Origin of the sequence: Polymorphobacter megasporae (assembly GCF_018982885.2) — a bacterium.
In the GTDB taxonomy this organism is placed as follows: domain Bacteria; phylum Pseudomonadota; class Alphaproteobacteria; order Sphingomonadales; family Sphingomonadaceae; genus Polymorphobacter_B; species Polymorphobacter_B megasporae.
On sequence record NZ_CP081848.1, the window covers coordinates 3798980 to 3823721 of the forward strand.

At 65.9% G+C, this 24742-nt stretch carries 19 protein-coding genes; 11 read left to right on the forward strand and 8 right to left on the reverse strand.

Going from position 1 to position 24742, the window contains the following annotated elements:
* The first annotated feature begins 84 nt into the window (after positions 1–84).
* Positions 85–2307 carry a catalase/peroxidase HPI gene (katG, locus tag KTC28_RS17685; protein WP_216709171.1) on the forward strand — a complete coding sequence of 741 codons (2223 nt, stop codon included), beginning with the start codon at positions 85–87 and terminating at the stop codon, positions 2305–2307.
* A gap of 62 nt (positions 2308–2369) precedes the next feature.
* On the opposite strand, the gene KTC28_RS17690 is transcribed toward katG, so the two are convergent.
* The gene (locus tag KTC28_RS17690; RefSeq protein ID WP_216709170.1) at positions 2370–5021 is read right to left on the reverse strand and encodes a DUF3772 domain-containing protein; all 2652 of its coding nucleotides are present in this window, start codon (positions 5019–5021) and stop codon (positions 2370–2372) included.
* 54 nt (positions 5022–5075) lie between these two features.
* Here KTC28_RS17690 and KTC28_RS17695 point away from each other — a divergent pair, with 54 nt between their 5' ends.
* Positions 5076–5939 (forward strand): YihY/virulence factor BrkB family protein, encoded by an 864-nt coding sequence (locus KTC28_RS17695; protein ID WP_216709169.1) that lies wholly within the window; start codon positions 5076–5078, stop codon positions 5937–5939.
* 93 nt (positions 5940–6032) lie between these two features.
* Here KTC28_RS17695 and KTC28_RS17700 read toward each other — a convergent pair whose 3' ends face one another.
* A complete protein-coding gene (locus KTC28_RS17700; protein WP_216709168.1) occupies positions 6033–6722 on the reverse strand; it encodes a PEPxxWA-CTERM sorting domain-containing protein in 690 nt (229 codons plus the stop codon).
* Between the two features lie 241 nt (positions 6723–6963).
* Here KTC28_RS17700 and KTC28_RS17705 point away from each other — a divergent pair, with 241 nt between their 5' ends.
* The 3 genes from KTC28_RS17705 to KTC28_RS17715 all read left to right on the forward strand — a co-directional run bounded on the left by KTC28_RS17705 (position 6964) and on the right by KTC28_RS17715 (position 13042).
* Positions 6964–9114 carry a TonB-dependent siderophore receptor gene (locus tag KTC28_RS17705; protein WP_255602139.1) on the forward strand — a complete coding sequence of 717 codons (2151 nt, stop codon included), beginning with the start codon at positions 6964–6966 and terminating at the stop codon, positions 9112–9114.
* A gap of 60 nt (positions 9115–9174) precedes the next feature.
* Entirely contained in the window at positions 9175–10482 is a 1308-nt protein-coding gene (locus KTC28_RS17710; protein WP_216709167.1) for a PepSY-associated TM helix domain-containing protein, read from the forward strand.
* A gap of 256 nt (positions 10483–10738) precedes the next feature.
* Entirely contained in the window at positions 10739–13042 is a 2304-nt protein-coding gene (locus KTC28_RS17715; RefSeq protein WP_216709166.1) for a TonB-dependent receptor, read from the forward strand.
* 301 nt (positions 13043–13343) lie between these two features.
* Here the strand turns inward: KTC28_RS17715 and KTC28_RS17720 are convergent, their stop codons facing one another.
* Positions 13344–14978 carry a Na+/H+ antiporter gene (locus tag KTC28_RS17720; RefSeq protein WP_216709165.1) on the reverse strand — a complete coding sequence of 545 codons (1635 nt, stop codon included), beginning with the start codon at positions 14976–14978 and terminating at the stop codon, positions 13344–13346.
* A 381-nt stretch (positions 14979–15359) separates the two neighbouring features.
* Here KTC28_RS17720 and KTC28_RS17725 point away from each other — a divergent pair, with 381 nt between their 5' ends.
* The gene (locus KTC28_RS17725; RefSeq protein ID WP_216709164.1) at positions 15360–16316 is read left to right on the forward strand and encodes an NAD(P)H-dependent flavin oxidoreductase; all 957 of its coding nucleotides are present in this window, start codon (positions 15360–15362) and stop codon (positions 16314–16316) included.
* 73 nt (positions 16317–16389) lie between these two features.
* Positions 16390–16791: a DUF3775 domain-containing protein gene (locus KTC28_RS17730; protein WP_216709163.1), complete on the forward strand. Its 402-nt coding sequence runs from the start codon at positions 16390–16392 to the stop codon at positions 16789–16791.
* A gap of 64 nt (positions 16792–16855) precedes the next feature.
* Here KTC28_RS17730 and KTC28_RS17735 read toward each other — a convergent pair whose 3' ends face one another.
* The 5 genes from KTC28_RS17735 to yajC form a co-directional block, all read right to left on the reverse strand.
* Positions 16856–17257, reverse strand: coding sequence for a hypothetical protein (locus KTC28_RS17735; protein ID WP_216709162.1), 402 nt, complete (start codon positions 17255–17257; stop codon positions 16856–16858).
* A 66-nt stretch (positions 17258–17323) separates the two neighbouring features.
* Positions 17324–18280 (reverse strand): protein translocase subunit SecF, encoded by a 957-nt coding sequence (gene secF, locus KTC28_RS17740; RefSeq protein ID WP_216709161.1) that lies wholly within the window; start codon positions 18278–18280, stop codon positions 17324–17326.
* Positions 18271–18702, reverse strand: coding sequence for an endonuclease domain-containing protein (locus KTC28_RS17745; RefSeq protein WP_216709160.1), 432 nt, complete (start codon positions 18700–18702; stop codon positions 18271–18273). The genes secF and KTC28_RS17745 overlap by 10 nt, the downstream gene beginning before the upstream one ends.
* A gap of 85 nt (positions 18703–18787) precedes the next feature.
* On the reverse strand, positions 18788–20386 hold the full coding sequence (gene secD / locus KTC28_RS17750; protein ID WP_216709159.1) for a protein translocase subunit SecD: 1599 nt from the start codon (positions 20384–20386) through the stop codon (positions 18788–18790).
* A gap of 1 nt (position 20387) precedes the next feature.
* Positions 20388–20729, reverse strand: coding sequence for a preprotein translocase subunit YajC (gene yajC, locus KTC28_RS17755; RefSeq protein ID WP_216709158.1), 342 nt, complete (start codon positions 20727–20729; stop codon positions 20388–20390).
* A gap of 61 nt (positions 20730–20790) precedes the next feature.
* Here yajC and KTC28_RS17760 point away from each other — a divergent pair, with 61 nt between their 5' ends.
* The 4 genes from KTC28_RS17760 to KTC28_RS17775 are packed head-to-tail and all read left to right on the forward strand — an operon-like array spanning position 20791 to position 24677.
* The gene (locus KTC28_RS17760; protein WP_369426563.1) at positions 20791–21687 is read left to right on the forward strand and encodes an ATP-binding protein; all 897 of its coding nucleotides are present in this window, start codon (positions 20791–20793) and stop codon (positions 21685–21687) included.
* A 22-nt stretch (positions 21688–21709) separates the two neighbouring features.
* Positions 21710–23206 carry a sensor histidine kinase gene (locus KTC28_RS17765; protein ID WP_226896229.1) on the forward strand — a complete coding sequence of 499 codons (1497 nt, stop codon included), beginning with the start codon at positions 21710–21712 and terminating at the stop codon, positions 23204–23206.
* On the forward strand, positions 23203–23646 hold the full coding sequence (locus KTC28_RS17770; RefSeq protein ID WP_216709157.1) for a response regulator: 444 nt from the start codon (positions 23203–23205) through the stop codon (positions 23644–23646). The genes KTC28_RS17765 and KTC28_RS17770 overlap by 4 nt, the downstream gene beginning before the upstream one ends.
* Positions 23643–24677: a sensor histidine kinase gene (locus tag KTC28_RS17775; RefSeq protein ID WP_216709156.1), complete on the forward strand. Its 1035-nt coding sequence runs from the start codon at positions 23643–23645 to the stop codon at positions 24675–24677. Before KTC28_RS17770 ends, KTC28_RS17775 begins: the two co-directional genes overlap by 4 nt.
* Positions 24678–24742: the final 65 nt, after the last annotated feature.

The following is a 24742-nucleotide window of genomic DNA, read 5'->3' on the forward strand; positions in this document are numbered from 1 at the left end:
TCACTAAAGTCGAATAAATCGATTGGACGGCAATCGGCGCGGGGACGAGTATAAGTGCGAGATCTTGGGAAAGGACTGCTGACCATGGCTGACTATGAAGAGGGCGAATCCGCGGGCAAGTGCCCGATGGGTGCACCGGGCGCCGCGCGCTCACTGCTTGGACGGACCAACAAGGATTGGTGGCCCGACAGCCTGCCGGTTGAAATTCTCCATCAGGGTGGCGCATCGCCGGACCCGATGGGGCCGGATTTCAACTATGCCGAGGCATTCTCGAAAATCGATTATGCCGGGCTGAAGGCCGACCTGACCGCGCTGATGACCGACAGCAAGTCGTGGTGGCCGGCGGATTACGGGCACTATGGGCCGTTCATGATCCGCATGGCATGGCACGCGGCGGGCACCTACCGCACTGCCGACGGTCGCGGCGGCTCGTCTTCGGGGCAGCAGCGTTTTGCGCCGCTGAACTCGTGGCCGGATAACGGCAACCTCGACAAGGCGCGTCGCCTGCTGTGGCCGATCAAGCAGAAGTATGGCTCGCAGCTGAGCTGGGCCGACCTGTTCATCCTCGCCGGCAACGTCGCGATCGAGTCGATGGGCGGCCCGATCTTCGGGTTCAGCGGCGGCCGCAAGGACGTCTACGAGGCCGAGCGCGACACCTATTGGGGTGCCGAGGAATTGTGGGTCAACCAGAACGTCGAGACGCGCATCCAGCCGGACAAGGGCATGGACCTCGAAATGCCGCTGGCAGCGATCCAGATGGGCTTGATTTACGTCAATCCCGAGGGTCGCGGCGGCAACATGGATCCGCTGCAGTCGGCGCACGACATGAAGGTGACGTTCGAGCGCATGGCGATGAACCATGAGGAGACCGTCGCGCTGACCGCTGGCGGCCATGCCTTCGGCAAGGCCCATGGTGCCAAGCCTGCCGACAACTTCGGCAATGGTCCCGAGGGCGAGGCGGTGCACATGCAGGGCCTCGGCTGGCTGACCGACTCCGAGGAGATCGACAAGGGCCACATCACGACCTCGGGCATCGAGGGCGCATGGTCGCCGAACCCGACCAAGTGGACCGGCGACTATTTCCGGCTCTTGTTCAAGTACGACTTCGAGATCGTCGAAAGCCCCGCTGGCGCTCGCCAGTGGCAGCCGATCAATCCCGATCCGGAGGACATGGCTCCCGACGCGCGCGACCCGAACAAGCGCGTGCCGACGATGATGACGACGGCGGACATGGCGTTGAAGATGGACCCCGAATTCCGGGCAATCTCCGAGCGCTTCCGCGACGATCAGGCGGCACTCGACGATGCGTTCGCGCGTGCCTGGTTCAAGCTAACGCACCGCGACCTTGGGCCGAAAACCCGTTATATGGGGCCTGAGGTTCCGGCCGAAGACCTGATCTGGCAGGATCCGATCCCCGTCGGCACCGCGCCGTCCGAGGCCGAAGTCTCGGCGTTCAAGGACAAGGTTCGTTCAAGCGGGCTGACCGTCGGCCAGCTGGTCAAGACCGCCTGGGCGTCGGCGTCGAGCTACCGCAAGTCCGACCACCGGGGCGGTGCCAACGGCGCGCGCATCGCGCTGGCTCCGCAGAAGGACTGGAAGGTCAACGAGCCCGAGCAGCTTAAGGTCGTGCTCGACAAGCTCGGCGAACTGCGCGGCAGCCTCTCGCTTGCCGACGCGATCGTGCTGGCCGGGTCGGTCGGCATCGAGAAGGCGGCGAAGGACGCCGGCGTCGACATCACCGTGCCGTTCACCGGCGGTCGTGGTGACGCGACGCAGGACTGGACCGACGTCGACAGCTTCGCCCCAATGGAGCCCAAGGCTGATGGTTTCCGCAACTATCTGGAGACCCGGCAGGCGATCAAGACCGAGGAGCTGCTGCTCGACAAGGCGCATTTGCTCGGTCTGTCGGCACCCGAACTGACGGTTCTGGTCGGCGGCCTGCGTGTCCTCGGCGTCAACCACGGCAGCATCCCCGAGGGTGTGCTGACGACGCGGCCGGGGCAGCTGACGCCGGACTTCTTCGTCAACCTGCTCGACATGGAAACCTTCTGGGAGCTCGTCGACCCGTCGAGCGACGAGGAGTTCATCGGCTACACCCGCGGCGGACGCGTCGAGAAATGGCGCGCCACCCGCACCGACCTGGTCTTCGGCTCGAACTCGCAGCTGCGGGCGACTGCCGAGGTCTATGCCGAGAACGGTCACGAGGAGAAGTTCGTCCGCGACTTCGTCGCCGCCTGGGTAAAGGTGATGAACGCCGACCGCTTCGACGTCACCAAGAAGCCGCTGTCGTCGGATCGCGCTTCGTAAGGAAAGTTCGGGGCGGGCACGTGAAAGCGTTGCCCGCCCCGACTAACACCGCACAGCCCCGTCTAATTTACGTCAGGTGCCGCATCGTCCGGGTGGCGATCGGTCTCATCACGCCGCGCAGGTAGCTGATCGCTTAGCGCCGCTGTGAATGCCTTGAATTCCGGTCCAGGCTCAACCACGACTTTCTGGCCACTCGAGCCATCGAAGCCGATCTTCGCCTCTCCGAGCGCGGCTATCACCGCAACATAAAGATCGCTGCGGACCCGCGGAATGACGCGCGGCGACGCGACGATGGCGAAGGCGACCAGGTTTACCGAGCCGCTTGGCGTCAGCGAGTCGACGAGCACGGTCGGACCCGGCTTCTTGATCACATCGACATTGGCATCCAGCGCCTCGCGCAGGATCGTGATTGCCCGTGTCGTGTCTGCCGCGCTGCCAATGGTAAGCTGGAGCTGGACGCGACCCCGCGGGTCACCGAGCGTCTTGTTCTGGACCGGCTTGGTGATGAGATCCGAATTGGGCACGATCAACGTCGTCCGGTCGGCCTGCATGATCTCGGTCGCACGGACGCGGATGTTGCGGATATCGCCCTCGACCCCGCCGACAGTGACGAGGTCGCCGACCTTGATCGGCCGCTCGATCAACAGGATGATGCCCGAGACGAAGTTCTGGACGATCTGCTGCAGGCCGAAGCCGATCCCGACCGACAGGGCGCTGGCGATGAGGGCGATCTGGCCGAACCCAAGACCAGCCGCGGTCAGCGCCCAGAGCAAGACCAGCCCGACACCGAGATACCGGACGCCAGTGCTGACCGAATTGCGGACACCGACGTCCCATTCGGTGACGGGAAGGAAACGCTGGTCGAGCCAGCGCTGGGTAAGGTGCACGATGCCGAGCCCGAGCAGCAAACACCCCACGCCGACAGCAAGCGAGCGCGGCGAAACCGCGAGCGAGCCGAGATGGATCGCGTGGCTGGTGCCGGCGAGGCTCGACGCCACGACATCGCCGTTCCGGCCGAATGGCGTCAATGCAAGGCTGAGCGCACCGAGGACGATCAGCACCTGTACGACTGCTGACGTGATCACACCGAGCTGCTCGACGGTCGATGTCCTCAAATTGATGACATTGACCAGCAGCCGGGTAACCCAGCCGCCGGGTTTGTAGAGTTCGGTGAGAGCGTCGTCGGTGAAGCGCAGGAGCAGATAAGTCGTCGCAACCAGGACGCTGATCCAGAACGTCTGGCTCGCTACGAGTATCGCCAGCGTCGTATAGCCGGTCAGGACTGCACCAAGCGTGACGATGATCGCCAGTGTGAGCGTCAAGGCCACGAGCGTTATCGTGGCTCCCCGCGCCGGTGGCAGGTCACTTTCGGTATCGTCGACCGCGGGCCGATCCTCGCTCAACGCGAGCAGGATCAGGCCGAACACCGCGGCGTAGGCGACCGCGCTGACGCAGTTCGCCGCAACCGTCGCAGCAAGACTGGCACCGACCACGCTATTGACCCGGGTGACGATAAAGCCCGCACCGGTGATCAATGCGACCAGCCACGACAGCGGTTGGATGCGGCTGGCGAGCGCTGCCGAGGCTGTCAGCAGCCGATCATCGGCGCCCTTGCCCCCGGCTAGCTGGCGGCCGAGGTTGACGACGAGCGCCCCCCAGACCACCGCGACGACGACCGCCTGAGCGAGTGCTGTGGCCTTGCTGGACAGCACGCCACCCCATTGCAGGCCGAGGTTGAGAGCGACCGCTCCGACCCCGGGCAGCACGGTGCCGACCACGACTGCCACCAGCGCACGGGCTGAATGATGGAACCGCGCCGATTGGCCTGGCCTAACGGTCCAGCGGTAGATGAAGCGCATGGCGATGCGCCGCAGCGGCCACGCGAGGACGACCGCGATGACCAGCGACAGGATGATTGTGAGCCCCGCCGCCGGCTCAGCTGCTGCCAGCGCCGTCGCAACCGCCTCGTCGCCAAGCTCGCCGAGCCGCTGCATGTCACCCGGCAGGGCTTTCGTCAGCGAACTCCAGAAGTCGGCTTCGAGCGGCGACGCGGTGCGGTCGAGGGTTCGCGCATCGAACGCGGTCCGTCGCCGCTGCGATACTTCGGTAAAGAGGCGGTTGGCGGCGACTGCGGCAGCGCGCGCCTGCGCCAGCTCGGCGACCAGAAGCGCACGGCGTTCCATCAGGAGATGCCGTTCGCGTTGATCGGCGGCGTCCAGTCGTCGTCGCGCCTTGCCGTTCGGCGTGCCAAGCGCGCGGAGTTTGACGTCGATCTGCACGATCTCGCCTTGGCGAGCATGGGCAAAGCTGTCGGCGGCCGACTGGGCCGACGTCGTCTGCTCGCGAAGCCTCGCCATGCTCGCATCGGTGCTCGCGCCGACGGCCTGGTTTTGCAGCAGCGCGACATTGCGGATCACCGTCGCAAGGTTTGCGCGATCGACATCAACCGTCGACGCCGGCACCGGCGCGACAAAGCCGGCCGGGACCACCGCCGGCAATCCGTTGCCCGCCGCGGTCGGCGTTGGCGCCACGCCCACCGCTGCAACCGGAATGGTGTTTGGAGAAGTCGTGGCTATCGCCTCGCGCGGTGCGAGCGATCCCAACGCCACGAGCATTGCGACGACGATCGCCGTCAGTCGCGGACGCCAGCCATCGAACCGCGGATGTGCTCCGACGTTACTCACCACGCGCATTGCCATAAAAATGAGGCTCACCGTACAATCGCCGACCTTTGTGCGTTGGGATAGCATTGACAACAGGATGGCCCAATGTCGACGAGCGCACCCCCGACCACCACTAAATTGCGCCTGACTGGCTGGGGCCGGACGCTGCTCCGCGTTTACAAGGAGTCGGACAAGGACAATCTTGGGCTGATCTCCGCTGGCGTCGCTTATTACGGTTTCCTGACGCTGATCCCGGCACTCGGCGCACTGGTCCTAACCTATGGCCTCGTCACCGATCCTGGGGAGGTCGCGACCCAGATGCGCGCGATCGTCCAACATGTCCCGGCCGACGCCGCCAAGTTGATCGACGAGCAGCTGACCGGAGTGGTCGCGAGTGCGACCGGCAAGAAGGGCCTCGGCCTCGCGCTGGCGCTCGTGCTGGCGCTGTACGGCGCGATGAAGGGGGCGGGAGCGGTCGTCATCGCGCTCAACGTCGCCTATGAAGCTCCCGAGAATCGCAGCTTCGTCCGCACGACGCTGGTCAACGCTGCCGTGACCATTGGCGCTGTGTTGGTCGCAGTCGTCGCGCTGGCGTCGGGATCGGTCTTTGCTGCGCTCGGCGCGTCGGCTGCGGGGCTGACCCCGCTAGCAACCGCCTTGATCAAAGGTGCGTCATGGCTGGCTACGGCGGCAATCGCCTTGACGGCGGTCGCGCTCCTGTACCGCTACGCCCCCGCCCGACAACAGCCGCGCTGGCAATGGATTACGCCGGGATCGCTGTTGACGATGATCGGTTTCCTTGCGGTGACGTTCGGGTTCGGCCTCTACGCCAAGAGCTTCGGTCATTACGGCGCGACCTACGGCTCGCTCGGCGCGGTCGTCGTGCTGCTGCTGTGGCTGTACCTATCAGCCTATGTCTTGCTTCTCGGGGCCGAACTCAACGCCGCACTCGAGAAGGAAGCCAACTAAGCCCGTCATGGCCAGTTGCTTCGTGAACGGCTGACAGGGCGACACTCGACCTGCCCGCCGTTCGCGAAATCGGACGCTGTAAGTTGGTAGGGGCTAGCCGTTTGCCGGTTGGCGTTGGGGCGTCTCAAGCCTCTGCCGGCGACGCAACGCGTAGCCGACCGCGCCCATCCCAACGATCATCAATACCCAAGTCGCGGGCTCCGGAACGGCTGCAGCGGTGATGGTCGCCGAAAAAGTCGCATCCAGATAGCTCAGCGAGTTGAACACGGGTCCGTCGCCGAGAACGTTGCCGATGACCAGCGTGCCGAGGTTGGGGATCGAGTTCGAAGCGCACCCGACGAACGGAAGGCACGATCCGACCGTGGCCAGACCGGAATTGCCGGTCAGCCCAAATGTGCTGAGGAAAGCGACATAGGTCTTCCCCTGAGTCAGCAACACACCCGTTGGGGCGAAGTCGAATAGGCCCGCTGCTCCCGAGCGGACCGCGCTGCGATAAAGTTCTGTCGTGGGGCCGGTCCCGTCCCAGGCGAATACGATGCCGTAGACCGATTGCAGCGTAGACGTGTTCAGCGTGAACTGGAAATCGGTGAGGTTGCCGCTGATCGGGGCGGTGAAGGTTTCGCCGAAATATTGGGTCTGATTTCCTCCCGTGAGGCTGCCGGAAAGATAGGGCGAGCCGTAGCTGTTCGCTGGGTTGGCGATCGTGTCCGCAGACGCTGGCGCAGCGACGACCGCTCCAAAACAGGTGAGCGCGGCGAAGGTCGCTTTGACGATGCGATTCATGATCTATCCTCTGCAGATGCGAGGAGGGCAGCGATAAGTGCGACCCCCGTCGAGGTTAACGATTGCAGATGAAGGTTACGGCTTGGTGACGATGTTCGCGTTGGCCACTGACGCGCGCTTGCTGCCTGGCAGGGGCCATCAAGACTCGATGATGACCTTCGGCATCGCGTAGCGCCGCGCTAATAGCTATTGCGAGACATTATCACCATTGCTAAGCGCTCGCTTGAAAGCGGGAATCAATATGATGTTCAGGTTGAAGGCGGTGGGAACCGCGATGATTTTGGGACAAGTCGCGTTGGCTTGTCCGGCGTGGGCCGGCGACGTGGCGAGCGACGCGGCAACCGACATGTCCGACATCATCGTTACCGGGCGTCTGCCCCCAAACGATGCCTTCGCCGCAACCAAGACGCTGACGCCGCTCGCCGAAACACCGCAGTCGATCAGCGTCATTTCGAGCGAGCAGATCAACACGCTCGGTCTGCAGAATCTCGATCAGGCGCTGCGCTTCGTCGCCGGGGTCACGCCCGAACAGCGCGGTGCCTCTGCCGACGTCTACGACCTCTTCACCCTGCGCGGGTTCGCTGCGCCGGTGTTCCTCGATGGGCTATATTATGTCTATCAGACCGATGGTACCGGCTATGCTGCCGCGCAGGCCGACATCTCGCGGATCGACCGTGTCGAGGTGATCAAGGGACCGTCGTCGGCGCTGTACGGCCGATCGGGTCCGGGCGGCCTCGTCGTCCAGAACAGCAAGCTGCCGCTCGACCGCGATCTCTACGGAGCGATTTCCGGCACTTATGGCAGCTATGATCTTTACCGGGCCGACGCCGATCTCGGCGGGCGGTTTTCCGACACCGCACTGTGGCGCATCTATGGCAGCGTCAACGGCGGGCACGACCAGCAGCAATATGGCACGCGGGCGCGCCAGACGATCTCCGCCGCGACGACGCTCGGCGCAGGCACGGCGACCACCCTCACCCTGCTCGCCAATTATTCGCACGATCCGCGCAACGGCAATTACGGCGTCTTTCCGGCGGTCGGCACGCTGTTCTCCAACCCCGCGGCCGGCGGCAAGGGCATTTCGACGAATTTCTACAACGGCGAACCGAACGATTTCTTCAAACGTGACCAGCTCAGCGCCACGGCCCTGTTCAAGCACGACTTCGGCGCGAACTGGTCGTTCAAGGCGTCCGGCCGCTATCAGTATGTCAAAAGCCGCCTCGGCATCGTCTACATCTCGGGTGCCGCAATCGACCCGACCGTCGCGCCGTCGACGGTCTATTCACGCGGCTCGTATTCGACCGACGAGAGTAATAACGACTGGGTTTACGATACCCAGCTGGCCGGCAAGTTCACGACCGGTCCGTTTGAGCATGATGTGCTGATCGGCGCGGACCGGCAGGTTCTCCATTTCGACGAAAATGCCGCGTTCGGCACGGCGACGTCGATCGACGCCTACAACCCGGTCTACGGCACGATGCCGACGCCGCAGACACCCGACGAAGTGCCCGGCGGTTTTCCCTCCAGGACGGTAACTCACCAGCGCCAGCAGGGGGTTTCCGTTCAGGACCAGATCTCGTGGCAGGGACTGCGGCTGACACTGAGCGGACGGCAGGACTGGGCGCGTCAGGATGTCAACGGCACAGGCGCGCAGAATGACCAGAAGTTCACCTACCGCGTCGGCGCATTGTACAAGACCGCGCTCGGCATCGCGCCGTACGTCACCTATTCGACGTCGTTCCAGCCGCAGGCGGCGACGCTTACCGACGGATCACTCGCGAAGCCATCGCTCGGCCGGCAGATCGAAGGCGGCGTGAAATATCAGGTGCCCGGCACCGACATCCTGCTCACCGGCGCGTATTTCGACATCGAACAGACCAATGTCCTGACCTACGATCCGGTGTCGTTCCTCGCCTATCAATCGGGCAAGGTCCGGTCGCGCGGCGTCGAGATCGAAGCCAAGGCGCCGCTGCCGCATGGTTTCTCCGTCGATGTCGCCTTCAGCCGGCAAGGCGTGCGGATCCTCGAGGATCAGGATCCCCAGAACGTCGGTCACGGCCCGCCGACCGTCGGCCGCGGCGGCACGTCGGCGGTCCTGAATTGGGCACCGGTGGCGGGACCGTTGAAGGGCTTGACGCTCGGCGGCGCAGTCCGTCACGTCGATCAGGTCTACGCCTATGGCGACAATAATTCGCCGTCTTACACACTGGTCGATGCATTGATGCGGTTCGACCTTGGCAGCTTCAAGGACCGCTTCAAGGGGATGACGGTCGCCGTCAACGCGACCAACCTGTTCGACAAACGCTATCTCACCGGTTGCTACGTCAATTATAATTGGTGCTGGTACGGCAATCGCCGCACGGTCCAGGGAACAGTCAGCTACAAGTTCTGACCGCGAAGCGGCGAGACCATGTCGGCTAACCGAACCACGACATCCGGTCGAACGTCCGTCGTGACAGCGCCGGTCGTCGCCGGGGGGCGGCTGCGCCAGGATGCACAGCGCTATGTGCCGACCGGCCGCCAGTTCTGGGTTGTCGCGCATCGCTGGGCTGGCTTGACGATCGCCCTATTCCTGATCGTCGCCGGCACGACGGGATCACTGCTGACGTTCCGTGAGGAGCTGACCCGCGCCACGAGCCGGGCGAGCGCCCGGGTTGCCCTGCATCGCCCCGGCACGCTGATGCTCGATGGGACGATCATCGCCGAGCGGGTGGAGGCGGCGACCGGCGCCAAGGTGACGTTCGTGCCGCTCGATCGCGAGGCCGATCGGCCGCTACAGCTTTTTGTCGGCGCACGTCCCGGTGCCCCCGCGCTCGACTACGACACGGTCTGGGCCAATCCTTACGACGGCAGCATCCAGTTCCGCGCGCGTGATGGCGTCCTCGCCGACGGGCCGGAGAACATCATGCCGTTCCTCTATAAGGTCCACCACAGCCTCGCGCTCGGCCAATGGGGCACGTTCGCGCTGGGGTGCGCGGCGTTGATCTGGACGCTCGATTGTGTCGTCGGCTTCTACCTGACGCTACCCGCCCGGCGCCCCCGCTCCACCGCTCCCGGTCCGGGCAAGGGCTGGGGGAAGAAATGGAGCGCGGCATGGCGGATCAAGGGAGCATCGCGCGGCTACCGGTTCCATTTCGACCTGCACCGGGCCGGAGGATTGTGGCTTTGGCCGTTGCTCCTCGTGTTCGCGTGGTCGAGCGTCGGGTTCAACCTGCCGGCGGTCCATCGACCGGTTATGGCGGCACTCGGCGCGTCGCCCGACGTAAATCCCGCGCCGCTGGCGGCTCCGATCGCCGACCCGCCGATCGGCCTCTCTGCCGCAGCGGCGCGCGGTCGCGCGCTGATCGCCGCCGAGTCCGGACGGCACAGCTTCACTGTGCGCCGCGACGGGTTCCTTTATTATATCCCGGAATCAGCCACCTACCTCTATTCGGCATGGACCAGCCTCGACGTGTCGACGAAGGACGCATCGACCCAAGTCTGGTTCAGCGGTATCGACGGTCGGCTCATCCGATTCGTGCCGCCGCTCGGCGCGACGACGGCGGACGCCGCGACGATCTGGTTCGGTATGATCCACCGCGCCGCGATTATCGGGCTGCCGTATCGCATCTTCGAGGCCGTGCTCGGCCTCGCCGTGGTCGCGCTCAGTTTCACCGGCATCCTGATCTGGATGAAGAAGCGGTCTGCGCGCGTGCTTCACTTCGGATGGCAGACGCGCCAGAGGCGACCGATCAACGCTGCTCGATCGACAGTTGAGTAACCCCGAGTCGTGTAGCATCCGCCGTCGGCTCCGCGCACAAGGCCGACGCGGACCTGAGCGTCGCAGGACGGAGTGCCGTGCCGCCCGAACAGACCCGAGGCGACTGCAGGTCTTGCTGGTCAACCGAGTTTGCGAAGACTGGCCACAGTGTTAACGCCTCACTCCATGACATTGCTTCAGCCAGCGCCTTGATGAAACTGCTGGCGCGACGCGCCGCGAGACAGCGACCGCAGGACATCGCCATGGTCGTGTCGCGATGAGGCTCTCCGTGACGTGCCTCAAGTTTCTCGCATCCGGCTGCCTGATCGCCGCCTCGGCACCGCTGCTGGCGCAGTCATCGCAGCCTGTGGCTGGTTTTGTCGCAGACATTATCGTCACCGCCCCCGGCGGCCGCGACTATAACGATGACGCATTGATGGTGACGTCGACCGACCTGGCGCGCGCCGGGCATGCCGACTTGCTCGGCGGATTGGCGCGATCGCTGCCGGGCCTGTCGCTGTCAGAGGCGCAGAGCAACCCGTACCAACCAAACCTTGTCTATCGCGGCTTCGTCGCCTCGCCGCTGCAGGGCAATGCGCAAGGCCTCGCGGTCTACCTCGACGGCGGGCGCTTCAACCAGCCGTTCGGCGATACCGTCAACTTCGACCTCCTCCCCGAAGTCGCGATCGACAGCGTGTCGATCCGCGATGCCAGCCCTGTCTATGGCCTGAACGCGCTCGGCGGCGCGATCATCGTCGCCACGAAGACCGGGCGGACGGCGCCGGGGTTCGCCATGTCCGGAGCGGGCGGGCGCTATGACCGTGCCAACGGCTCGGTCGAGGCCGGCTGGAATGACGGACCGTACAGCGCCTATGTCGCGCTCGAGGGAAATCATGACGGCGGATGGCGGCGGCACTCGCCCTCGACGCTATACAATGGCTACGCCGACCTCGGCTTCGACGGCGAGCACGCCGGCATCCACCTTAAGCTCGTCGGCGCCGACAGCGACCTGACCGGCAACGGGTCGGCCCCGGTCGAACTGCTTGCCGCCGACCGACGTGCAGTGTTCACCTACCCCGATAACACCCGCAACCAATATGGCCGGGTGAGCCTGCATCCGTGGGTAAAGCTGTCGTCGACCATCCGCATCGAGGCGAGCCTGTACCTCCAGCATCTGCGTCAGCGCACCGTCAACGGTGATGCCGCCGATGTCGAAGGCTGTGACGACGCGGCCGGGCAGCTGTGCCTCGAGGATACCGCGGGCAACCAGAACCCGTTGATCGGCGCGAACGGTGCCGCGGTGGCCGACACCCTCGATGGTGCCTATGGCGTCCTCAATCGCAGCACGACCCGGACGACGTCCGCGGGTGCGCTGGTCCAGCTCGTCGACACGCGCGCTTTGCTCGGCGGCAACAACGAACTGACGATCGGCTTCAGCCACGACCGCAGCCGGACCAGCTTCGAGTCGGCGACCGAGCTCGGCGCGCTGACCCAGGACCGCAGCGTCGAGGGGCTCGGCACGATCATCGACCAGCCCGACGGCTCGATTGCTCCGGTCGCGCTGCTGGCACGAACGCGCTACACCGGGGTGTTCCTGTCCGACCGGCTGCCGCTGTTGCCCGGCCTTACTGCCGAGATCGGCGTGCGCTGGAACGTTGCCGAGGTCGCACTCGACGACCAGCTCGGCACGGCGCTGAACGGCCGGCACAGCTTCCACCGCGTCAATCCCGGCGTCGAGCTCGCGTACCAGATCGTGCCGGCGATTGCCGTGCGCGCCGGCTATGCCGAGACCAACCGCGCACCGACGCCTGCCGAGCTGTCATGCGCCGATCCCGCCGCGCCGTGCAGCCTCACCAACTTCTTCGTCGGCGACCCGCCGCTGAAGCAGGTCGTCGCCAAGACCTGGGAAGCCGGCGCGTCGGGCAAGTTCGATGCCGGTCCCTGGCAGCTGAGCTGGCTGGTGTCGACGTACCGCGGCGTCAATCATGACGACATCCAATTCATCGCCGCCGACACGCGCGGCCGGGCCTATTTCCAGAACATCGGGCAGACCCGGCGGCAGGGCGTCGACGCCAGCCTGACCGCGAAACAAGGTCCCTGGACCGTTCACGCCGGCTATGCCCTGACCGACGCGACCTTCCGCACCGCGCTGCTGCTCAACAGTCCCGACAACCCGTCGGCCGACGATGATGGACAGATTCAAGTCCGCCGCGGCGACCGCTTGCCCGGCATCCCGCAGCATCGCGGGCTCGTGTCGGTTGACTTCACCGGGCGCAAATTCACCCTTGGTGGCGATGTGCAGGCGCAAAGCGGTCAGTATCTGAGCGGCGATGAAGCAAATCTCCAACCCACCACCGGAGCATTTGCGTTGCTCAACCTGCGCGGCAGCGTTGCCGTACTCGGACCCGTCTCGGTGTTCGGCGAGCTGACCAACGTCTTCGACAAGCGCTACGCGAGCTTCGGGACCTTCTCCGAGACCAGCCAGGTCGCGCTCGCCGAGGCGCCCGGGGCGACCAACCCCCGCAGTCTCGGACCAGGCGCACCGCGCCGCTGGCTCGCCGGGATACGGACGCGCTTCTAGGGGCGCTGCGGCCTGATCACGCGCCGCTCCGGCCCGGACACAAGGATGACTGGAAGGCAGCCGGTTCGACGACCTGATGGGCAAGACACCCCAGGCCGACGGCGTGACCTACGAAGCGGCAACGGTCGGCAGCAGTCCCTGGCTGGTGGTGCCGGCCGGTTGACGCGGTGGCAGGCAGCGCGATCCTCTATGGCGCGACGGCGGCTGGTTCTCACTCGATCTGGTCGGTGACTTCCTGAGACACAGTCTCGACCGCTGACGGAGGCTTCGAGACCGCCTGCCGGTCGCGATGACGGATTTGCTAGCCCTCGACCTCGGACTCGGGGTCGGCGAGACGATCCCCGGTCGCGCTCTCGAGCGCGTGCAGGTTGCGCGCATCCTCGAGGTCGAGCTCGCGCTCGATGCGGCGGCGGGCGTCGTCGGTAATCGCATCGTCGCGGTAGGCGATGGCGATCGCGTCACGCTCGGCCTCGATCAGTCTGGCCTGGAGTCGCGCATCGACCGCGACCGGGCTGCCTTCGACCGCGTCGTCGGCAGTGCCGGCATATTCCTTGCGCCGGTCGCCGTGGCGGCGGCGTAGCGCCTCGATCGCCGCCGGGTCTTCGCCGGTGGCATCGAGGTGATCGATCTCGGCGAGGACCGCATCGATCGCCGCCAGTCGCGCCGTGACCTCGGCCTTCTTGGCGTCGGCGGCCTCGCGCCTGCCCTCATCGGCCAGCCCTAAGGCTTTGATCACCGGCGGCAGCAGCGCACCCTGCCCGATCAGCGTCACCATGATCACGACGAAGGTCACGAACAGGATGAGGTCACGCTCGGGAAACGGCACGTCGCCGATCTGCCGAGGGATGGCGAGCGCGGCGGCGAGCGAGACGACGCCGCGGATGCCGGTGAAGCCGATCAGGAATGGCATCTGCCAGCGCGGATTCGGATCGCGACGGCCGACGGCCGGGATCAACCGTGGCAGATATGTCGCCGGGAAAACCCAGATGAAGCGGACGACCACGACCACCACCGTGACGACCACCGCCGCCTCGGCCAGCCGTTGCCACCCTCCGCCCGATAGCCCGCTCGCGAGCGCCTTGGCCTGCAGACCGATGAGCATGAAGAGCAGACCCTCGATCGCGTGGGTGACCAGTCCCCAGACGAAATAGCCCTGGAGTCGCGTTGCCGAGGCGATCAGCCGCGGGCCGTTCCAGCTGACGAACAGTCCGGCGGCGACCGCAGCGAGCACGCCCGACCCGCCGAGCGCATGCGGTGGCCAGAAGGCGAGGAACGGCGTGAGCAGGGCGAGGATGATCTCCGACTGCGGGCTCTTCGCCCAGCGGCGGATGCGCAGCGTGGTCCAGGCGACGGCAAGCCCCCACGCCAGTTCGCCGACGACGATCGCGGCGAAGGAGGCCAAGGCCGTCGACACCGAGACGCCGCCGCTCGTGACCGCGCCGACCGCGAAGGCAAACAGGATTAGCGCCGTGGCGTCGTTGACCAGCCCTTCACCCTCGAGAATCGTCAGCAGCCGCTGCGGCATGTGCAGCCGCCGCGCGATCGCCATCGGTGCGACCGCGTCGGGCGGCGCAACGACGGCACCGAGGACGAAGCCGACCGCCCAGTTCATGCCGAGCAGGAAGTGACACGCCGCGGCGACGGCGGACGCGGTGAACAGGACGCAGCCGATGGCGAGAAGCAGGATCGGCCGGAGGTTATCGCGGAACCCGCGCCAGCTCATGCCGACCCCAGCGCTATAGAGCAGCGGCGGCAGGAGCACGAGCATGACGAAGTCGGGCTTGATCGTGACCGGCTTCAGCCCCGGAATTATACTGATCGCCGCGCCGGTCAGCACGAGCACGATCGACTGCGGAACGCCAAGCCGCCCCGACCCGGCGTCGGCGAGCGCCGTCACCGCGAGCAGCACCGCTCCAAAGGCAAGGATGGACAGCATGGTTCGAGCGTGTGGGCGACCGTCGTGCGGGTCAAGGCAATGTAGGCGTCGGTCGCTTTCTTGTGCGCCGATTCCGACGACGACGCATGATGAAGCTGTACCAATGAGAAAGAACGCGTGCCGCCCGGTGGCGACGAGGGAGCCTACCGCGATCCGGGGGGTGTAGGACAGCGGCTTCGACAGCTGCTCCCGCCGTGGTGTTGCCGTTCCCGCAACCGCCTCGCGGGGCTTGCCCGCTACCCGGCATTGCTGGCAGACAATACAGTAGCGCTCAAATCACCGCTGGCCGGGTAAGATAGAGTGGCTACAATCAACGTCATACCCGCGAAGGCGGGGATGACGGAACGTCAGACTGATTTCGCGCACCAGGAGCCCTCGCCGATGTCGATCCCCGCCGCCCTCAGCCGCCGCCTGTCGATCCCGGTGATTGCGTCGCCGCTATTCATCATCTCGAACCCCGACCTCGTCATCGCGCAGTGCAAGGCGGGCGTCATCGGCAGTTTCCCGAGCCTTAACGCGCGCCCGCTCGCGCAGTTCGAGGAGTGGCTTGTCCGATTGAACGCTGAGATTGGCCCCGACGACGCGCCGTATGCGGTCAACCTGATCGTCCACAAGTCGAACGACCGGCTGATGGACGACCTCGCTTTGTGCGTGAAGTACAAGGTCCCGGTGATCATCACGTCGCTCGGCGCGCGGGTCGACGTCAACGAAGCGATTCATTCGTACGGCGGCATCGTCATGCACGACGTCATCAACGACCGCTTCGCCCACAAGGCGATCGAGAAGGGCGCCGACGGCCTGATCGCGGTCGCCGCCGGGGCGGGCGGCCATGCCGGCACGACCTCGCCGTTCGCGCTCATCCAGGAAATCCGCAAGTGGTTCGACGGCCCGCTCGCGCTGTCGGGGTCGATCGCCAGCGGCGCGTCGGTGCTTGCGGCGACCGCGATGGGAGCCGACTTCGCCTATATCGGCTCGGCGTTCATCGCCACGACCGAGGCGCGCGCCGACGAGCGCTACAAGCAGATGATCGTCGACAGTTCGGCATCCGACATCGTCTATTCGAGCCTGTTCACCGGGGTCAGTGGCAACTACCTCAAGCCGTCGATCACGCTTGCCGGAATGGACCCCGACCACCTTCCCGAGGGCGACGTCTCGACGATGGACTTCGGCAGCGGCGCCGCGCCCAAGGCGTGGAAGGAAATCTGGGGCTGCGGCCAAGGGATCGGCGCGATCGATGCCGTTATGCCAGCGGCGGCGTTCATCGCGAAGCTGCGCCGCGAGTATGATAGCGCCCGCGGCCGGATCGGGATCGCGCCGTTGCGAGCGGTGGCGGCGTAGTTCAGACCGTCACGGCGGAGCGCGGAACCCCGATGCACCGGCGTCGTTGCGGTTCGACACAGGAGAGACGCCCATGGAACTGACTATCCCGCTCGAGACCGTCTGCCGCGTCATCCTGCGCGCCCGCGAGTTCGAGGCGCTGGTGCCCGACACCGATCCCGACGACGGCTCGAACCCGACCGATGACGGCGCCGCCGACGAGATCGAGGACGACGGCGACAACCCGACCGAGGAGGAGCTGCGCGCGATCATCGACGACCTCGCCGACGACGAGAAGGCCGAGCTCGTTGCCCTCGCGCTGGTCGGCCGCGGGACGTACGATGCGAGCGAGTGGTCCGACGCGATGGACGACGCCAGCGAGGAGGTCGACGACGCTGCGGACTTCCTGCTCGATCTGCCGATGCTTGCGGCGTACCTCGAAGGCGGCCTCGCCGCGTTCGACCTGTCGTGCGACGGGCTTGGGCAGGTCGTCTGACGCTCTGCTTAAGTTGACAGAGTTGGCAATTTCGACGCCGTGATCGCGTCCTGCGGTCACGGCATTAAGTTGACAGTGTTGACGTTTTCGGCGGTTTGGCGCGGCTTGTCCGCGGGCTCGAACGGTAGAGCAGGAGCGCGGTCAGCAGGCGATTAGTGACGACGACCCGCTCGCCGACGATCGCCCCCTTGTACTTCACTGGCCGCGTCTCGCCCTCGGACACGCGGTCGGCTGCCTCGTCCGCGATGTCGGCCATGTAGCGGTCGAGCGCCGCATCCCACGCGCGGGCGAAGGCGGCATTGTGCGGCTGATCGCGAAACTTGTACGCGCTTGTCCGCGACAGGCCGATCCGCGCACAGACCTCGCGGACGTTACCCGAGGTCGCGAGGTCGGTGACGAACTGACGCTGACGCGCCGGGGTCCACCCGGTGCGACGACGACGGCGACGAGGCGGGGAAGTGTCCATCCCCGCCCATAGCCTAATTGGTTCGCAATGTCAAGATTGCACCGCCAAATCCTACAAAAGGTAAGATCAGCGGCGTGCCCGCTCGACGTTGATCGACGGGCCGGCCTTCTTCGCCAGCGGCTCGATCTTCGGCTTGACGCCGAGCGCGATCAGCAGCGACGACGAGACGAAGATCGACGAATATGTGCCGACGACGATCCCGAGCAGCATCGCTGCGGTGAACCCGAAGATCACGTCGGGGCCGAGCAGCAGCATCGCGGTCAGCGCGGTGATCATCGCCAGCGACGTCATCACGGTGCGCGGCAGCGTCTCGTTGACGCTGAGGTCGATGATCGGGCCGATGTCCATCTGGCGGTACTTGCGCAGGTTTTCGCGAATCCGGTCATCGATCACGACCTTGTCGTTGAGGCTGTAGCCGATGATCGTCAGGATCGCGGCGACGACGTTCAAGTCGAACTCGAGGTGTGTCAGCGCGAAGAAACCGAGCGTCACCGTGACGTCGTGGACGAGCGCGACGACGGTCGAGACGCCGAAATGCCATTCGAAGCGGAACCAGGTGAACAGCGCTACCGCCGCCATCGACAGCAGCACCGCGAGCGCACCCTTGTGGATCAGCTCCTGGCTGACCTTGCCGCTCACCGACTCGGTGCGGCGGAAGCTGACATTGCCGTATTTGCCCTTGAGGTCGCTCTGGACCTTGGCGACGACCTTCTGCACCGCGGTCTGGTCGCCCGGCGGCAGCGGCAGGCGGATCAGGATGTTCTTCGGCGAGCCGAATTCCTGCAGCGAGACATCGCCGACGCCGAGGCCGCGAACCTCGCCGCGCAGCCGGTCGAGCGGCGGTGCCACCGGGAAGGCGACCTCCATCGTCAACCCGCCGACGAAATCGACGCCGAGGTTGAGCCCGCGCGTCGCGAGCAGCCCGATCGAGCCGAGCGTCAGCAGCAGCGTCAGCGCGAACGCGAAGTAGCGAAGCTTGACGAAGCCGATGTTGGTGTTGTCAGGAACGATCTTCAACGGCATGACTGGCTTCCTTGATCCTCCCCGCCTTCGGGGAGGGGGACCATCGCCCTTGCGATGGTGGAGGGGCGGTTGAACGGGCTCACTGCTTGCGCGCTCAGCCACGAGGCAACACCGGAAGCGTCGCTCAAAACCGCTGCGGCGGGAATCCTGATACAGCGCAAGCCTTGCGTTGCGAGCCATGCATCGCGGGAGATATCGCGCTGCGGCCGATCGGCATGGTCGTGCGAGCGACCATCGATCTCGATAGCCAGCCGCGCGGCTGAACAATAAAAGTCGAGCACGTACTCACCTACCGCATGCTGGCGGCGAAACTTCAGCCCACCCGGCCGCAGACGGAGTTCCTGCCAGAGCAGGACTTCGGGAAGGCTCATGTCGCGGCGCAGCCGGCGGGCCGTGTCGACGTTGCGCGGAACGCCGCTCATGCGGTCTGCGAGCTCGTACGCCCGCCCCTCCACCATGCAAGGGCATGGTCCCCCTCCCCGAAGACGGGGAGGATTTCGATCAAATTCATATCGTCAGCGCCTTCGGGCGGGCGCTCGTCAGCCAGCGCGAGACCATCAGACGAACGACGGTGACGGCGGTAAAGACGCTCGTGGCGATGCCGATCGACAGCACCACCGCGAAGCCCTTGATCGGCCCCGACCCGAACATGAACATGATGATCGCGACGATGATGTTGAGCGAGTTCGCGTCCCAGATCGTCCGCGTCGCGTCGCGGAAGCCGACCTCGACGCTCGCGATGACGCCCCGGCCCTTGCGCTGCTCCTCGCGGATGCGCTCGTTGATCAGGACGTTGGCGTCGACCGCCGCGCCGATCGTCAGGACAAGGCCCGCGATCCCCGGCAGCGTCAGCGTCGCGCCGACGACCGACATCACGCCGATGATCAGGATCATGTTGAGGATCAGCGCGATCACCGAATAGACGCCGAAGCGGCCGTAGGTGACGATCATCAGCAGCGCGACCGCGATCACCGCGGTGCCCGCAGCGAGGCTGCCGGCGCGGATCGAGTCGGCACCGAGGTCGGGACCGACGGTGCGTTCCTCGACGACCTTCAGCTCGACCGGCAGCTTGCCCGACCGCAGCAGGATGGCGAACTGGTTCGCGCTCGCGGTCGTGTAGTTGCCCGAGATGATGCCCGAGCCGCCGAGGATCGCGCCATTGATCCGTGGCGCGGAGATGACCTTGTTGTCGAGGATGATCGCGAACGGCTTGCCGACATTCTCCTGCGTCGCCTTGGCGAAGCGGCGGCCGCCGGTCGAATCGAAGCGGAAGGTGACGGCGGGCGAGCCGTTGTCGTCCTGCCCGACCTGGCTGTCGACGAGCTGGTCGCCGGTGATCATCGCGCGGCGCTTGACCGCGACGGTGCCCGGCTGGTCGGCATACGGCAGGATCTGGCTGCCGGCGGGGGCGTGACCCGCGGCGACTTCGGCGGGGTCGGCGTCGGTGTCGACGAGCTTGAATTCGAGCTTGGCGGTCTTGCCGAGCAGCGCCTTAAGCGCCGACGGGTCCTGCAGGCCGGGGACTTGGACGACGATGCGGTTGTCGCCCTGGCGGACGATCGTCGGCTCGCGGGTGCCGAGTTCGTCGATCCGGCGGCGGATGACTTCTACCGCCTGCTCCATCGCGCTGTTGGTCGCCGACGTGATGCCGGCGTCGGTCGGCGTCATCGTCACGCGGTTGCCGTCGACGACGGCGACCTCGACATCGCGCTGCCCGGTGAGGTTGCCGACGGGGCGCGTTACCTTGCGCAGCGTTTCGACCGCACGGTCGAGCTGGGTCGGGTCGGTCACCGTCAGTGCGACGGCGCTGCCGGTGATGCCGAGGTCGCGATACTTGACCGCGCCGCCGTCGGCTCCAGCGAGTTCGGTACGGGCAGTTTCCTCGAGGCCGTCGAGCTTCTGCTTGCGGACGTCGTCGGTCGCCGCTTCGAGCATCATGTAGCTGCCGCCGCGCAGGTCGAGGCCGAGATTGAGCGTTCCCGTGGGCACGAACGACGGCAGCGACTTGAGCGTCGCCGCGGGGATGAAATTGGGGATCGCGAAGATCACGCCGAGGACCAGCGTGGCCAGAATCGTCCACACTTTCCAGTTTGGAAAGCCGAGCATGCTAGTTCTTCGTGTCGTTGGCGGCGGCGGGGAGCGGCTTGGTCCGGACTTCGGACAGCGTGCCCTTGACGACGCGCAGCTTGACGCCGGTCGCGACCTCGACCTCGAGCTCGGTGTCGGCGACCTTGGTCACCCGTCCGATCAGCCCGCCGCCGGTGACGACCTCGTCGCCGCGCTTGACCGCGTCGATCGCGGCGCGATGCGCCTTGGCGCGCTGCTGCTGCGGGCGGATCATCAGGAAGTAGAAGATCGCGAAAATCGCCACATACGGCAGGAACAGGAGCAGGTTGCCCTGGAGGCCGGAGGCCGCTGCCGTCTGGGCATAGGCCGGGGATGAGAACATGAAAGTTTCTTCCGTGGGGTAGGTTTGCGCGGCTCTATAGCCGATGCGAGGTAGCGCGCAAATGGTCGCGGCGCTGCTGGCGATCCTGCCCCTCCCCGTTGCGGGGTGGATCGGGTACATCGCGCCGATGACCGACCCCCTCATCCGCATCGCCGACGCGCTCGATCGCCTTGTGCCGCCGCTCCCCGTGCCCGCCGATCCCGCGGTTGGCGATGCCTTCGTCTTCGACGGCGGCGTTCTGCGCGCGGTCGCCCCGCCGCCGGCCCAGCCGCTCGCTCGTTTTGCCGGGGTCGACGCCCAGCGCGATGCCCTGCTCGCCAACACCCGGCGCCACGCCGCCGGAGCAGCCGCGCACGACGTCCTGCTGTGGGGCGCGCGCGGGATGGGCAAAAGCTCGCTCGTTCGCGCGGTCCATGCGGCGGTGGTTGCCGAGGCGACTGGGCCGGCGCTCGCGCTGATCCAGGTCGCGCGCGACGATCTGACCGGCCTGCCCGGCCTGTTCCGCGTGCTCGGACTAACCTCCCGCCGCTTCATCGTCTATGCCGACGACGTCTCGTTCGAGGCCGACGAGCGCCAGTACAAGGCGCTGCGATCGATCCTCGACGGCGGGATCGAGGCACGACCCGATAACGTCCGGCTTGCCGTCACGTCGAACCGGCGGCACCTCGTGGCGCGCGAGCACGCCGATACCGAGGCGGCGAGCGCGATCAACGCGCGCGACGTCATCGACGACCGGCTCGCGCTCGCCGATCGCTTCGGGCTCAGCCTCGGGTTTCACAACTGCGACCAGATTACATATCTGGCGATCGTCGCGGGCTATGCAGCCGCGCATGGTCTCGCCTTCACCGACGCCGAGGCGCTCGAATGGGCGGTGGGGCGCGGCCACCGCTCGGGCCGGGTCGCGTGGCAGTTCGTCATCGAACTGGCGGGGCGCGCCAATCGCGCTATCGCGATGTGATTTGGTCCGCTATCGCTCGGACGTGACGATTTCAGACCGAAATTTTCAACGGCTGGTCCTCGCGGCGATGGCGAGCGGTCTCGTGCTGTTGCTGATCGCTGCGGGCGTGGTCGTCCTTGCGGCCGGCGAACGGCAGCGCAGCACCGCGCTCGTCGTGCATACCTATGAGGTCGAGCGCGCGCTCGACAAGTTCAGCATCCTGACCGAACAGCTCGAAACAGCCCGGCGCGGATATCTGCTCCACCATCGCCAAGCGTCGCTCGACACGTATCGGCGGACGACCGCCGCGATCCCGCATCAACTCGATCGCCTGGAATCGCTGACCCGCGACAACGCCTCGCAGCAGACGCGGATCGTCGGCCTGCGCGCCGAGGCAAAGCTTCATCTCGATTCGGCGCAGCAGACCTTCGCACGGCTGGCCGACCCGAACCCGGCGATGCAGGCGATGGCCGATTTCGCCGTCGACAGCAGCTTCGTCTCGATGGTCGCGCTGCGCAACATGACGTCGGTGATGGAGACCGAGGAGAAGCGGCTGCTGGCCATCCGCCGGGCGGCGCAGGACAAGGCGTCGTCCGACCTTAATATCATCCTCGGCGTGGTCGGCTTTCTGATCCTCGGGATCATGGGCGGCGCGTCGTGGATCGTGCTGCGCTACACCGCCGACCTCAATGTCGCGCAGGAGGCGTTGCGCAGCGTCAATTCGGGGCTCGAAGACGCGGTGACCGCGCGCACGGTCGAACTCAGCCGCGCCAACGACGAGATTCAGCGCTTCGCCTATATCGTCAGCCACGACCTGCGGTCGCCGCTGGTCAACATCATGGGTTTCACCGCCGAGCTCGAGGCGGCGATCGGTCCGTTGACCGGGCTCGCCGACCGGGTCGACCACAGCGCTCCCGACCTGATGCAGAGCGATGCCCGCGAAGCGCTCGCCGACCTCCCCGAAGCGATCGGTTTCATCCGCACCTCGACCAACAAGATGGACCGGCTGATCAACGCGATCCTGCGGCTGTCGCGCGAGGGACGGCGGACGCTGGCCCCGGCACGGGTCGATATCGCCGGGCTTGCCGAGTCGATCCGCGACAGCCTCCAGTTCCGGCTCAACGAACTAAAGGCCGAGATCGCGATCGCCCCCGCAATGCCGACGATCGTTACCGACCGGCTCGCGCTCGAGCAAATCCTGTCGAACCTCATTGAAAACGCGACGAAATATCTTCAGCCGGGCCGTCCCGGGCGGATCGTCGTCAGCGCGCGGCGCGAAGGACAGCGTGTCATCATCGACGTCACCGACAACGGCCGCGGGGTCGCGATTGCCGACCATGAGCGGATTTTCGAGCTGTTCCGCCGCTCGGGGGTTCAGGACCAGCCCGGCGAAGGGCTCGGCCTCGCGCACGTTCGCGCCTTGTCGTATCGCCTGGGTGGCGTCATCACCTGTATCTCCGACCTTGGCGCTGGGGCGACCTTTCGGCTATCGCTGCCGCACGCGCTGAAGGCCGAACTGCGCGAGGAAAGTCCCGCATGAGCGAACATAGCGTCAACATCATCATGATCGAGGATGATGAAGGTCATGCCCGGCTGATCGAAAAGAATATCCGCCGCGCCGGCATCGCCAATGCGATCCGTCATTTCGTCGACGGCACGACCGCGCTCGACTATCTGTTCCACGCCCCCGACGGCCCGGCGAACAACGGCCCGGCGCTGATCCTGCTCGATCTCAACCTGCCCGACATGAGCGGCATCGACATCCTCGGCAAGATCAAGGCCGATCCGCGGCTCAAGCGGACGCCGGTCGTCGTGCTGACCACGACCGACGACAAGCAGGAAATCCAGCGCTGCTACGATCTCGGTGCGAACGTCTACATCACCAAGCCGGTCAACTACGAGAATTTCGCCCGGGCGATACAGCAGCTCGGCTTGTTCCTGTCGGTCATCCAAGTGCCCGAGGTCGGCGACGACGCGTGACCGAGCGTCCGCGCATCCTGTATATCGACGACGACGAGGGACTTTGCCGGCTGGTTTCGCGCGCGCTCGGCAAGCGCGGCTATGATGTCAGTGTCGCGACCAACGGCCTCGACGGGGTCGCGGAGGTCAAGAAGACCGTGTTCGACCTGATCGCGGTCGATCATTACATGCCCGGCTACGATGGTTTAAGCACGCTTGAAGCCCTTCGCGCCCTGCCCGACGTCCCGCCGATCATCTACGTCACCGGGTCCGAAGAGAGCCGGATTGCGGTCGCCGCGCTCAAGGCGGGCGCGATCGACTATGTCGTCAAGACGATCGGCGACGATTTCTTCGACCTGCTGACGAACGCTTTCGACACCGCGATGACCGCCGTCGCCCTGAAGGCGCAAAAGGCCGAGGCCGAGGTCGCGCTGCGCGCGTCGAATGCGCGGCTCGAGGCGCTGCTCCACGAGGTTAATCACCGCGTCGCGAACTCGCTCCAGCTTGTCTCGGCGTTCATTCACCTTCAGGCGAAGGCGCTGACCGATCCCGCCGCGAAGAGCGCGCTCGCCGACACGCAGGCGCGGATCACCGCGATCGCGCAGGTCCACAAGCGGCTGTACACGTCGGACGACGTCGAGGGCGTGGCGATGGACGATTATCTCGCCGCGCTGGTCCGCGAGCTCGAAAAGACGTGGTCGACCCCGGCCTCGCCGCGCGCGCTCCGCCTGATCGCCGCGCCGATCCGGCTGGCGACCGACCGTGCGGTGTCGCTCGGGGTGATCGTCAACGAGCTCGTCAGCAACGCGTGCAAATACGCCTATCCGCAGGGCCAGCCTGGCGAGATCCGCATCGAACTGGCGCTCGACGGCGCGCGCGACTTCGTCCTCCGCGTCGAGGACGACGGCGCCGGACTGCCCGCGTCGAAGTTGCCGACCGGCACCGGGATCGGCACGAAGCTGATCGGCGCGATGGCGGCGAGCTTGGGCTCCAACCTCGTCTACGACCCGGCCTATGTCGGCGTGCGCGCGACGCTTCGCGCGTCGGTCTAACTGCGGTTCGATCGCGCGTTAACTGTAGCATACTTGTCGCAGCGATCGGTTATGGTGCACCGCGT

What these genes read in the sequence shown, in the direction of transcription:
- katG (WP_216709171.1), top strand. Translation starts at nt 85, where the DNA reads ATGGCTGACTATGAAGAGGGCGAATCCGCGGGCAAGTGCCCGATGGGT.
- KTC28_RS17695 (WP_216709169.1), top strand. Translation starts at nt 5,076, where the DNA reads ATGTCGACGAGCGCACCCCCGACCACCACTAAATTGCGCCTGACTGGC.
- KTC28_RS17700 (WP_216709168.1), bottom strand. Translation starts at nt 6,722, where the DNA reads ATGAATCGCATCGTCAAAGCGACCTTCGCCGCGCTCACCTGTTTTGGA.
- KTC28_RS17705 (WP_255602139.1), top strand. Translation starts at nt 6,964, where the DNA reads ATGATGTTCAGGTTGAAGGCGGTGGGAACCGCGATGATTTTGGGACAA.
- KTC28_RS17715 (WP_216709166.1), top strand. Translation starts at nt 10,739, where the DNA reads ATGAGGCTCTCCGTGACGTGCCTCAAGTTTCTCGCATCCGGCTGCCTG.
- KTC28_RS17720 (WP_216709165.1), bottom strand. Translation starts at nt 14,978, where the DNA reads ATGCTGTCCATCCTTGCCTTTGGAGCGGTGCTGCTCGCGGTGACGGCG.
- KTC28_RS17725 (WP_216709164.1), top strand. Translation starts at nt 15,360, where the DNA reads ATGTCGATCCCCGCCGCCCTCAGCCGCCGCCTGTCGATCCCGGTGATT.
- KTC28_RS17730 (WP_216709163.1), top strand. Translation starts at nt 16,390, where the DNA reads ATGGAACTGACTATCCCGCTCGAGACCGTCTGCCGCGTCATCCTGCGC.
- KTC28_RS17735 (WP_216709162.1), bottom strand. Translation starts at nt 17,257, where the DNA reads ATGGACACTTCCCCGCCTCGTCGCCGTCGTCGTCGCACCGGGTGGACC.
- secF (WP_216709161.1), bottom strand. Translation starts at nt 18,280, where the DNA reads ATGCCGTTGAAGATCGTTCCTGACAACACCAACATCGGCTTCGTCAAG.
- KTC28_RS17745 (WP_216709160.1), bottom strand. Translation starts at nt 18,702, where the DNA reads ATGAGCGGCGTTCCGCGCAACGTCGACACGGCCCGCCGGCTGCGCCGC.
- secD (WP_216709159.1), bottom strand. Translation starts at nt 20,386, where the DNA reads ATGCTCGGCTTTCCAAACTGGAAAGTGTGGACGATTCTGGCCACGCTG.
- yajC (WP_216709158.1), bottom strand. Translation starts at nt 20,729, where the DNA reads ATGTTCTCATCCCCGGCCTATGCCCAGACGGCAGCGGCCTCCGGCCTC.
- KTC28_RS17760 (WP_369426563.1), top strand. Translation starts at nt 20,791, where the DNA reads ATGGTCGCGGCGCTGCTGGCGATCCTGCCCCTCCCCGTTGCGGGGTGG.
- KTC28_RS17770 (WP_216709157.1), top strand. Translation starts at nt 23,203, where the DNA reads ATGAGCGAACATAGCGTCAACATCATCATGATCGAGGATGATGAAGGT.